At 70.0% G+C, this 9520-nt stretch carries 14 protein-coding genes; all 14 read right to left on the bottom strand.

The annotated features are described in order from the left end of the window. Window position 1 precedes the first annotated feature (1 nt). The 14 genes from ACLIMP_RS02275 to ACLIMP_RS02210 all read right to left on the bottom strand — a co-directional run bounded on the left by ACLIMP_RS02275 (window position 2) and on the right by ACLIMP_RS02210 (window position 9514). Entirely contained in the window at window positions 2-406 is a 405-nt protein-coding gene (locus tag ACLIMP_RS02275) for an NlpC/P60 family protein (protein ID WP_054442188.1), read from the bottom strand. Further along, the gene (locus ACLIMP_RS02270; RefSeq protein ID WP_324697277.1) at window positions 403-1224 is read right to left on the bottom strand and encodes a phage/gene transfer agent baseplate hub protein; all 822 of its coding nucleotides are present in this window, start codon (window positions 1222-1224) and stop codon (window positions 403-405) included. Before ACLIMP_RS02270 ends, ACLIMP_RS02275 begins: the two co-directional genes overlap by 4 nt. Beyond that, window positions 1221-3566, bottom strand: a complete 2346-nt coding sequence (locus ACLIMP_RS02265) for a DUF2460 domain-containing protein (RefSeq protein ID WP_324697275.1) — start codon at window positions 3564-3566, stop codon at window positions 1221-1223. The genes ACLIMP_RS02270 and ACLIMP_RS02265 overlap by 4 nt, the downstream gene beginning before the upstream one ends. Window positions 3567-3585: 19 nt before the next feature. After that, entirely contained in the window at window positions 3586-4164 is a 579-nt protein-coding gene (locus ACLIMP_RS02260) for a tail tape measure protein (RefSeq protein WP_185998419.1), read from the bottom strand. Continuing rightward, window positions 4154-4369, bottom strand: coding sequence for a phage tail assembly chaperone (locus ACLIMP_RS02255; RefSeq protein ID WP_324697272.1), 216 nt, complete (start codon window positions 4367-4369; stop codon window positions 4154-4156). Before ACLIMP_RS02255 ends, ACLIMP_RS02260 begins: the two co-directional genes overlap by 11 nt. Further along, a complete protein-coding gene (locus ACLIMP_RS02250; protein WP_324697270.1) occupies window positions 4366-4698 on the bottom strand; it encodes a gene transfer agent family protein in 333 nt (110 codons plus the stop codon). Before ACLIMP_RS02250 ends, ACLIMP_RS02255 begins: the two co-directional genes overlap by 4 nt. Further along, window positions 4695-5102: a phage major tail protein, TP901-1 family gene (locus ACLIMP_RS02245; RefSeq protein WP_324697268.1), complete on the bottom strand. Its 408-nt coding sequence runs from the start codon at window positions 5100-5102 to the stop codon at window positions 4695-4697. The genes ACLIMP_RS02250 and ACLIMP_RS02245 overlap by 4 nt, the downstream gene beginning before the upstream one ends. Window positions 5103-5128: 26 nt before the next feature. Beyond that, window positions 5129-5518 (bottom strand): tail completion protein gp17, encoded by a 390-nt coding sequence (gene gp17 / locus ACLIMP_RS02240; protein WP_324697266.1) that lies wholly within the window; start codon window positions 5516-5518, stop codon window positions 5129-5131. A 3-nt stretch (window positions 5519-5521) separates the two neighbouring features. After that, complete coding sequence (locus tag ACLIMP_RS02235; RefSeq protein ID WP_054442196.1) at window positions 5522-5701, bottom strand: hypothetical protein; 180 nt, start codon at window positions 5699-5701, stop codon at window positions 5522-5524. Then, the gene (locus ACLIMP_RS02230) at window positions 5698-6246 is read right to left on the bottom strand and encodes a head-tail connector protein (protein WP_324697263.1); all 549 of its coding nucleotides are present in this window, start codon (window positions 6244-6246) and stop codon (window positions 5698-5700) included. The genes ACLIMP_RS02235 and ACLIMP_RS02230 overlap by 4 nt, the downstream gene beginning before the upstream one ends. A gap of 154 nt (window positions 6247-6400) precedes the next feature. Then, window positions 6401-7543 (bottom strand): phage major capsid protein, encoded by a 1143-nt coding sequence (locus ACLIMP_RS02225; RefSeq protein ID WP_185998422.1) that lies wholly within the window; start codon window positions 7541-7543, stop codon window positions 6401-6403. A 65-nt stretch (window positions 7544-7608) separates the two neighbouring features. Further along, window positions 7609-8031, bottom strand: a complete 423-nt coding sequence (locus ACLIMP_RS02220; protein ID WP_132468657.1) for an HK97 family phage prohead protease — start codon at window positions 8029-8031, stop codon at window positions 7609-7611. Continuing rightward, the gene (locus ACLIMP_RS02215; protein WP_054442199.1) at window positions 8028-8336 is read right to left on the bottom strand and encodes a DUF6127 family protein; all 309 of its coding nucleotides are present in this window, start codon (window positions 8334-8336) and stop codon (window positions 8028-8030) included. The genes ACLIMP_RS02220 and ACLIMP_RS02215 overlap by 4 nt, the downstream gene beginning before the upstream one ends. After that, window positions 8333-9514 (bottom strand): phage portal protein, encoded by a 1182-nt coding sequence (locus ACLIMP_RS02210; RefSeq protein WP_324697257.1) that lies wholly within the window; start codon window positions 9512-9514, stop codon window positions 8333-8335. Before ACLIMP_RS02210 ends, ACLIMP_RS02215 begins: the two co-directional genes overlap by 4 nt. Between the last annotated feature and the right edge of the window lie 6 nt (window positions 9515-9520).

Below are 9520 nucleotides of genomic sequence, written 5' to 3'. Positions count from 1 at the left end.
TTCAGGAAAGGGAGCCGAAGCGGGCACGCCAGTGCCCGGTGAGCGGCCATTCACGCGGGAGCGGGGCGATTACGACGCGGCGCAGGCCCGCATGGGCATGAACGATGCGCGCCTCGCCGAGCGCGATGGCGAGATGGTATTGGCAGGGGCCGGGGCGCAGCATCAGCACATCGCCCGCCGCGATTCCGCCGGTGGCAGCTTCCAGCCCCAGCGCGGCGGCAACGGCATCTGCGCGGTCGATCCGCATGGCGCGAAGGCTGTAGCCGTTGGGAACGGCCATGGGCCTGCCCGCGGCGACCGCGACGAGGCCGAGGCAATCGAGCCCGGCCGCCGGATCGCGGCCATGAAGTCGAAACGGCACGCCGATCAGTGCCCGCGCCGCCCCGGCCAGATTCTCGCCCGTCATTGCGAGGGCGAGGGGTAGCGGGTGAGCAGGTCGTTTCCGGGAAGATAGGGTTCGCCGCGAAAGTTCACGGCATTGCCGAACCGTTCCGCGCAGGTGCCCAGCGTATGATCGCACCCTTCGCGCAGGAAGGCGCGGGTGCCGGGCGGAATACTCCCGTCCAGCGGGACATCGAGGATCAGCCTGCCGTCTTCCCCGCCTACGATGCCCATCCGCACGCCCGCTTGCGGCCCTTCGAGCCACCGCAGCGTGCCGCCAGCGAACAGGTCCGGAGAGGCCGGTTCGGCAAAGGAGACCGTATTGCTGGCGGTATCCACCAGTGCGACGGCCAGTTCGCGGGTGAAGCGCTGGGGATCGAGATTGCATCCCGGCCCGCAGAACCCGGCGCGACAGGCGGGGCTTGTGCGGGGGACCGGATCGCGCGCCAGTTCCGCCTTGCGCGACGCGAGTTCGGCGGAGAACGCACCGTCTTCCTCGGCAACGGCGCCGATAGTGCCGGTGTAAAGGGTTTCGTGTTCCAGCGTTTCCCAGTCGATCAGCCCGATGCGGACACGGGCACCGTCGAACCGCCCGGTGGCCAGATCTTCCGTGGAAATCTCCTCATGCGTGATCGTGCCGCGCACTTCGGCACTGTCTGCCTCGAAGCCGGCGGACTTGCGTATCGAGGACGGAACCATGCCGGGTGACGCCCGATGCGAGAGGCCGTCGAACCAGAGATCGGCATCGTGCGTGGTGAAGCCCAGGGTCACGCCGTCACGCCGGTCGATGCGCCAGAAGGTGGCGACCGTTTCCAGGTCGCCCGAGAACCACTTGCGGCTCATGATGCCTCCCGGATTTCGACGACGGGCACGCTCGGCGCCTCGCCTGCCGCGAAAGCGGCGCCCGCGACTTCGAGCTGATCTTCCGCAAAGCGCACCGGCACGTCGAACAGGAAGCCTGCCCGGACGGCCGCGCCCAGGGGCGGAGGATCGTCGAACGCGATCACGCCTTGCGGTTCGAGCGTCCAGTTGCCGACCTGCACGGCGCCGCCGATCGAGACGAGCAGGGTGTCGAACAGCGGCCGGGTCACGCGGCGGACCTGTTCGGCGCTTCCTTCGCCGTAGCGCTTCACGAGCGGGAACCGGGCGGTGATGCCGTCACCGGTGCCGAGCGGCTGGTCGAGCGGGCTTGGCGTGCCGACCATGCCGTTCGAACTGTAATCGCTCGGATCGCGCAGTCGAAAGCCGCGCGCGGGGCCGCGACGGGCGCGATAAAAGGCGATCAGTTCGCCCAGTTCCGCTTCGGAACGCACGCCGGGGCCGACATCGAAGCGCAGGCGGGCGTTGGACCAGAGACTGTTGCGCCGTTCGAAGCCGGATGCGGTGACGGAGATCGAAGTGGAGAACTCCGGGATCACCGTGGCATCGCGGCCCAGCGCGAGGGGATAGAGCACGTCGTCGAAGGCCTGCATCTGATCGGCTCCTGAGGCTTGCGGAGAGAGGGGGGGAAGGCGGACGAAGCCGTCGCGCGCGACCTGGGGCAGTGCCCAGACCACCACTTCGCGCGGCGAGCGGGCGAGGGCCTCGTCCAGCCCGGCGTCGATGCGGCGCCACTGGTCGCCTTGCGCCGGCGTCAGCACGAAACCGGCGAGGTAGTCCTGCTCTTCGGGGGGATAGCCGAGCCGCTCGTTCACTGCGGCATAGGCGGAACGGCGCAGGGTATCGGCACCGGCGGTGAGCCAGTCATAGTCCTCCACCTGCAAACGGTCGAAGGCGGGCGAGGCCCAGCCGACCGGGAGATTGGCACGGCGCATCTCGGGCATCGCCGGATCGAGCAGGGTGGGCGTGAAGACCAGCGCCAGCGTTTCGACCGGCGCCGGAGCGGCGGCGGCACGGACCGCATCCACGAGATCGGCGGTGGACTGCGCAAGAAGGGCACCGGCTTCGTCCAGCAAGGCCTTTTGCGCGGTATCGAGAGGGGCGCGCATGTCGGGAATGGCGGCAGGCGCACCGCCAAGCCGGGCGGTCGCCTCGGCATCGTAAAGGCAGATGCGGCCGTCCGCGAAGCACCACCACCACGGTTCGCCGACCTGGAACCGCACCGCGGCGCCTGCCTCGGTCATGAGCTGCGCGAAAGCGGCGCCGACCGATTGCAGCCAGCCCATTGCGGCACCGTTCGCGGGGGAGAGCAGGGTTGAGGGCGGGTCCCATCCGGTCAGCGCCGGATTGCCCTCCAGGTCGCGCTGCTTCCACGCGGGGGGGCAGTGCTGGTCGAGCAGTTCGTAGGACAGCGAGGCGATCGGGTTGAAACCGAGCTTCACGCATTCCGCGAAGAAAGTGCGGTGCCAGACCCGCGTCGGCGCGTTGAGCGGGTCGCCCCCCATGCCGGCGAGATAGGCTCCGTCTGCGGAAGCGAGCCGGAAGTAATGGCTCATGCCCAGATAGTGGACCACCGAGCCCCGGTAGCCGAGCTGGCGCACGCCGCGCAGGAGCCGGGCGGGGGTCTGCACGCCCTGATCGTCGAATCCGGTCGCCATGGCGAGGCCGTTCGGCGGGAGGATGACGTCGCCGATCTCCAGCATGGCGCGCGCGCCGTCCACCGCGATCTCGCTCAGTTCGATCCAGCCTTCGGCCTCGGCCGGCAAGGGGGCGGTGCTGCCGTCGTAGCCCGGCGGACAGAAGGAAATGAACATGCGGTCGATCGCATGGGGCCATATGCGCTCTGCTTCGGCAGGGAGCGCGAAGCCGGCGTCCAGCTCCGAAAAGCGCAGGCTGATCCGGGCATCCTCACCCGTCCCCTCGGCATAGTTCCAGAGCCGGACGTACCAGGCGCGCGCGGTGCCGCTTGCGTCCTGTCCCTCTATCGTCAGGGTCGGACCGTTCCCGGCGTCGAGCGGGATCACCCCCGAGGAACGCCAGCGGAAGCTGAGCGAGGTATGGGCGTAGTCGCGGTCGGCCTTGTAGGCGAGCAGCGGGTGGTCGAGCCGGTCCTCGCTCTCCCAGATCAGTCCGCCGAGGTCGCCCTTGCGCAGGAATGCGGCGTCCACCCGTAGGGAGTCGGGGCCGGTCGAGATGACGGAGGCCATCATCGGGCGCGGGAAATTGACGGTCCAGAAGCGCGGGTCGAAGCGCCTGATCCAGTCGCTCTCCTGTCCGTTGCGCTTGTCAGCAAGCCAGAATGCCATGTCGGGTGCTCCGGTGAGATCAGCGGCTGGAAAGGGCGCGGCGCACCGCGCTGGCGACCTGGCGGGACGAGCGCTGGAGCGATTGCGGCGTACTGGCGCCGCGCGGCCCGGTGAGGTTGATGGCCACTTTGACGTCGCGGGCGCCGGAACCGGTGCCGGAGCCAGTGCCGGTCTCGATCCGCCCGGCGGAAGTCGGCACGAAAAGCTCCGGTCCGCGTTCGCCGACGAGATAGCCCCGCCCCGGCGAGACATTGCCCCCGGTCGCGCGCCCGGGCAGGCCGAGCACGCTGGAAAACAGGCCGGAGAGATCGAGCGCGCCGGTGGCTGCGCCCCCCGTGCCCGCCGCGCCGAACAGGCCCTGCAGCGATTGTGCCGCGATTTCGCCAAGCGTGCTCAGGGCGACGCGCTTGAGGTCGTCGAAGCCGAGGCTGCCGCGGCGGATCGCGCCGGTCAGGCCCTTTTCCAGCGCCTGCCCGGCCTGGGTGAAGCCGGAGACGAGATCGCCGTCGATGCTGCCGCGCATCTGCGCGATGTCGCGCGTGAAGCCTTCGGTGCTGGCGCGGACTTCCACCAGCAGGCTGTCGATGTCATCGCTCATTGTCGTGTTCCATCAGCTTGTCGAGCAGGGACCGGTCGACGCCCGGTGCATCGGCGGCGCCAGCTGGCCCAGGGGGCAGCAGGCCGAGCGCGGCGGCGAGTTCGGCGGGCGTGGCGGCCCAGAAATCCCGTGGGCGCCAGCCGAGCTGTCGCGCGGCGAGACCGCAGAGCCTGAGCGCCGCCGGGGCGAGCCGGGTTTCGCTCATCCGCTGCCCTTGAGGATCTGGCCGAGCAACACCCGCAGCGGTGCGGCGCAGGCGGCAAGGCCCTGGGCAACCACCGCCTCTCCCACTGCTTCGCGCGGGACGGCGTGCAGCGGGTCGACGCAATGCCAGAACAGCGCGGCCAGTTCGGAAAGGCGAAGCTGGCCCGCGCCCGCCCGCTCGACGAGGGCGAAGAGCGGGCCGAGTTCCTCCTCGGCGGCGACCAGCGCGGTGAAGCTGGGGCGCAGGACATGCGCGGTGCCGCCGATCTCCAGCAGCGCCTCGCCGCGCAGCGCGTTGGCCCGCTCCCCCTGAGCCTGTCGAAGGGTCATGCCGGCGCCACCAGGCCGGAGCTTTCGAGCTGGAGCGTGTAATTGCGCTCGCCGTTGAAATCCCCGGCATAATCGAGCCGCTGGACAAGGAAGCGGCCACGCAGCCGCTCGCCGTCCTCGAAGCTCAGTTCGTAGTCGTCGAGGGTGCCGGCCATGGCATTGGCGCGAATCTTCGCCTCGGCCGTGCTGCCGAGGAAGATGCCCGCCGCGCTTACCGAGACCGAGCGGACCCCGGCCCCCGAAAGCAGTTCGCGCCAGCCGCCGCTTTCCTTGCTGGTGACGACGACCGCATCGCCCGTGACCGACATCTGCGTGGTCCGCAGCCCGGCAACGGTCTGGTAAGTGGCGGGAGAGCCGCCGTTAGAGATCTTGAGAAGGAAGGCGCTGCCTTTCTGGGCGGGCATGGTGAGGCTCCTTTGAAGCGGTTGGGTCAGGCGGCGAGCAGGCGGAAGCGGTATTCGAGCAGGATCGCGCGGCGGCTTTCCCCGCGCTGTTCGGCGCGGGCCCGCAGGAACTGGATGGAGGCGGCGGAGAAAGTCGGCTGCGTGCGCGGAAGGCTTTCCACCCGCGCCTCGATGGCCGCGACCAGTGCCGCCGCCGCATCGGGCGCGTCACCCCGGCAATGGAGTTCGAGCGCGACGCGCACTTCCCGGCCCGGTGCGGTCTTGCAGCTCCAGTCGGCGCTGGCGCTGGAGGCCAAGGCCAGCCACGGCAGGCTGGTGCGCGAGGGCGTTTCCTCGGTTACCGAGTTCAACTCGGCCACGAGCGCGGGATCGGCGGCGAGCCATTCGATCAGCGCGGCGCGCAAGGCGATTTCCATCACTTATCCTTTCGCGAAGAGCGGCCAGACGAGGTCGGCGCGGCGCCACCGGGTTTCATCGCCGCGTGCGGCCATCCGCCGGGCTTCGGCATGGGCGGCGGCAAGCGCTTCGGCGCGGGAGGCGAGGCGGCGGAAAAGGGCGGCGAGCGATGGTCCGGCATCGGCCGAGATCATGCCGGTCACGCCAGCCGCATCCGCCGCCAGGGCCGCCAGAGCGCCGCGACGGAGGCAGGCGGAAGCGGCGCGGCGCTGCCGCTTTCGCGCTCGCGGTGCTGGTGCGCGGCGAGCCGGACGATGCCGTGGCGCAGCCCGTCCGGCAGGCTGTCCCAGTCATCGGCGAGCCCGGCCGTGAAGCCGATGGCGATGCGGGTGGCGGGCGTGCCGAAGGGAAGGCGGACACGGCCGGTGCCGTCGGCATCGAGGTCAATCTCGTAAGTCCCGGCCGAAAGCGGGAACCGGGTGCCATTGGCATCGACCCCCTCGATCAGGGTGATGGCCTGCACCGGACGGGTGGACAGCGCATGCCAGCCTGCTTCGGCGGGCAGCATTTCTTCGCACGGGGCGACCAGCGGCATCCGGCCGGTGAAGGCCTCGCAAGTCTCGACCGCGCTGGCGAGCAGGGCAACGAGCGGAAGATCGTCGCGCGTGGTGGTCACGCCGAGCCACTGCTTGAGCTCGGCGAGTGCCGAGGACGGAAGCACGGGCGGGGCGGGAATGGCCCGGTTCATGGATGTCTCCGATCAGGAAGGAAGGAGGCGGTTGGCCCGCGCCGCCGCCCGAGGTGAGGGAGCGGGGAGACGGCGCGGGCCGCTGCTCAAGACGTGCGGGGCCGGAAAGGAGCGGGCTCCTTTCCAAATGCGGCCCCGCACGGCCCGGATGGCGTCAGGCCGAGATCTTGAGCAGCTTGATCGCGTCGGAATCGAGCACCTGCCCGCCGATCCGCTTGGTTGCGTAGAAGTGGACGAAGGGCTTGTTGGTGAAGGGATCGCGCAGGATCGAGGTCGCGCTGCGTTCGGCGATCAGGTAGCCGGCGCGGAAGTTGCCGAATGCGATCGGGAAGGCATTGGCCGCCACGTCGGGCATGTCCTCGGCTTCGACCACCGGATAGCCCAGCAGGCGGTTCGGCTGTCCTTCCATGAGGCCCGGCTGCCACAGGAACGAGCCGTCAGCCGCCTTGAGCTTGCGGACCACCGCCAGCGTCTTCGAATTCATCACCCAGCTCGCGCCCTGGCGGTGGCCGCCCTTGAGCGAATGAACGAGGTCGATCAGCTTGAGTTCGGGCGAGGTGTCGAACCCGGCGGCATTGCCCGAGACCAGGAACTGGAGCGTGCCGAAGGGGCGGGCGGCGTCGGCAGTGGCGGCGTTGGGGGCGGCAAGGAAGCCCTTGGGCTGGTTGGTGCCGGTGCCGTTCACGAAGGCGGCACCTTCGGCACGGGCGAATTCCATGGCGATCTCGTCCGCCAGCCAGGACTGGATGTCGAAGGCGGAATCATCGAGCATGGCCTGGCTCGCGGCCGGATTGGCGTAGAGTTCGCCGGCGGGCGGGGCGATCTCGGCGAAGCTGGGGGTGGCGGTTTCGGTGCGGGCGCCGGTCTCGCTCACCCAGCCAGAGGCGGTGCCGCCGGTGGTGATGAGCTTGCGGTAGCCCGCCGTGCCGGTCTGCACGACTTGCGCGATCGAGCGGATCGGGCTGATGTTCTTGAGGCGGGCGGAGATCAGCGCATCGACTTCGCGCGGGACCGCATAGCCGCCATCCGAGGCGACGATGCCGGAGATCGACTTGATCTCGGTCTCGCGGCCCATGCGCAGGTAGCCGTCCACGAAGCCCTTCACTTCGAGGCTGGCGGTGGTCGCGGCGCCGCCTTCGATCACCGGCCGGGACGCGGCGCGGCTGACGCGGTCGAGGCGGGCCTTCACGTCGTCGACGTCACCGCGCAGGGCTTCGACGGCGGCTTCGGTGGCGTCCTGTCGGGCGACGAGGTCGAACGAGGAGTCGAGCGCTTCGACCGGGGCAATGGATTCCATCGGGCATTCACCTTTCGGTTGGAGCCGCCCGTCGGGGCGGCGGGAAAATGGGTCGGGGGAGGTCGTCAGGAGATCAGGTGCACCCGCGCGCCATGCTGCATCGGGTGCGTGACGAGGCTGACCTCGAACAGCTCCAGGTCGAGCAGTTCGCGGCCTTCGGCGCTGTTGCGGCTGGCGCGGGCGCGGTAGCCGAACGAGAGCCCGTTCACGGTGCCGCGCCGAAGCGCGAGACCGGCGGCGCCGTCCGGGTTGTCCACCGTGGCGACCACGCGCAGGCCGCGATCGTCTTCCGCCACGGTTTCGATCCAGCCAATCCTGAGATCCGGCCGGTGCTGCCAGAACAACGGGATCGGATCGCGCCGCTCGGCCAGCGTCCGGGCGAAGGCGCCGGGGCGGATCGTGTCGCGTCCGGCGTCGCGCTTGCCGAACAGCGCCGCATAGCCGGCGAAGCGGAGGGTGCGCTCATGCAGAGCCGGTTGCAGCGTCATCGCAGCAGCTCGCCCGCGCCGAGGCGCACCGCCAGGCCGAGCAGCAGCAAGGCCAGCACGCCGCGCACCAGCCAGCCGATCGCGGCGGCCTGCGCGCTGGCCTTGGCGTCGCGCCAGGCCTGGAGCAGTTCGCGCAGTTCGGAGAGGTCGCCCGGCGCGGTCGCGTCGTCGAGGCCGATCCGCGAGAGCATCCGCCGCGCGCCGACTTCGCTGGCTTCCTCGACGATGGCGCGCAGCGTCACGAGTTCGCTGCCCTCCGTCGTCGCCTGGGCGAGCAGGCCGGCCAGCATGTCCTTCTGGTTCATGATTTGTTCTCCTCATCCTTCGAGGCCGAAACGGGGGGCAGCCCCAACAAGGATCGCTTTTCGTCGTCGCCAAGGAAGTCGGCGGCGCTGACCTGGGCCCAGAGCCGCTCGCGGTCCTCGGCAAGTGCGGGAACCCGGTCCAGGTCGATGGCCAGGATGTTCTCGCGGCAGTCGTTCGGGAACCACGGGGCCAGCCCTTCGCAGAGCCCGGCGAAGATCTTGCTCGCCAGCGGCAGCAGGGTGAGCCGCCAGAGCGCGCGGTTGGCCTCGCGGTAATTGGCGTAAGTGGCATCGCCCGGCAGGCCCAGCAGCATCGGCGGCACCCCGAAGGCGAGTGCCACGTCGCGCGCGGCGGCGGCCTTGAGCGTGGCGAAATCCATGTCCGCCGGGGTCATCGCCATGGCCTGCCACTTGAGCCCGCCTTCCAGCACCATCGGCCGTCCGGCATTGCCCGATCCGGCATAGGCGCTGGCAAGTTCGGCCTTGAGCCGGTCGAACTGGTCGCCGGTCAGGGTATTGCCGTCGCCCGCCTCGTAGACCAGCGCGCCGGAAGGGCGGGCGGCGTTTTCCAGGAGCTGGCGGTTCCACTGCGCGGCGGCATTGTGCGTGGCGATGGCTTCGTCGGCGGCGGCCAGACAGCCCGCGCCGTAGTGATCGTCCACCGGGTGGAAGTGGCGGATGTGGATCACGTTGGGCGAGGCGTCCTCGTCCAGCAGCGGGATCGTCAGCCGGCGGCCGGCCACGTCATAGGCGAAGGCGGCGGGCCAGCCGTCCTCCCCGGCCTGGATCGAGACGCGTTCGGGGCGCAGGGCGAACAGTTCGACCGGGCGGCCCCGCGCATCCTTGAGCACCTGCACATAGGCATTGCCGTGAAGCAGGAGATGGCAGGCGAGCGTTTCCAGCAGCGATTGGCCGGCGCTGGTTTCGGTGACGAGCGCGATGAGCGCGGGGTCGGCGGGCCGAAGCGGGGCGCCGCCGATACCCTCGGCCACCAGGCGCACCGCACGCTGGGCGACGGGATTCTCGAGATAGGCGCGGCGCACTGCCGAACCGTATTCGAAGGGGGCACGCCCGCCGCCGCTCTCGGCGAAGAACCATGGCGAGGCCGGCCCGCGCGCCAGTGGCACGCGGGCACTCTCGCCCTTGAAGGCGGCGACGAGCGTATCGATGAAGGACATGTCGAT

The organism is Novosphingobium aeonii, assembly GCF_052279045.1.
In the GTDB taxonomy this organism is placed as follows: domain Bacteria; phylum Pseudomonadota; class Alphaproteobacteria; order Sphingomonadales; family Sphingomonadaceae; genus Novosphingobium.
Note: the sequence above shows the minus strand (reverse complement) of the source record. Positions and strands in the feature narration are given on the sequence as shown.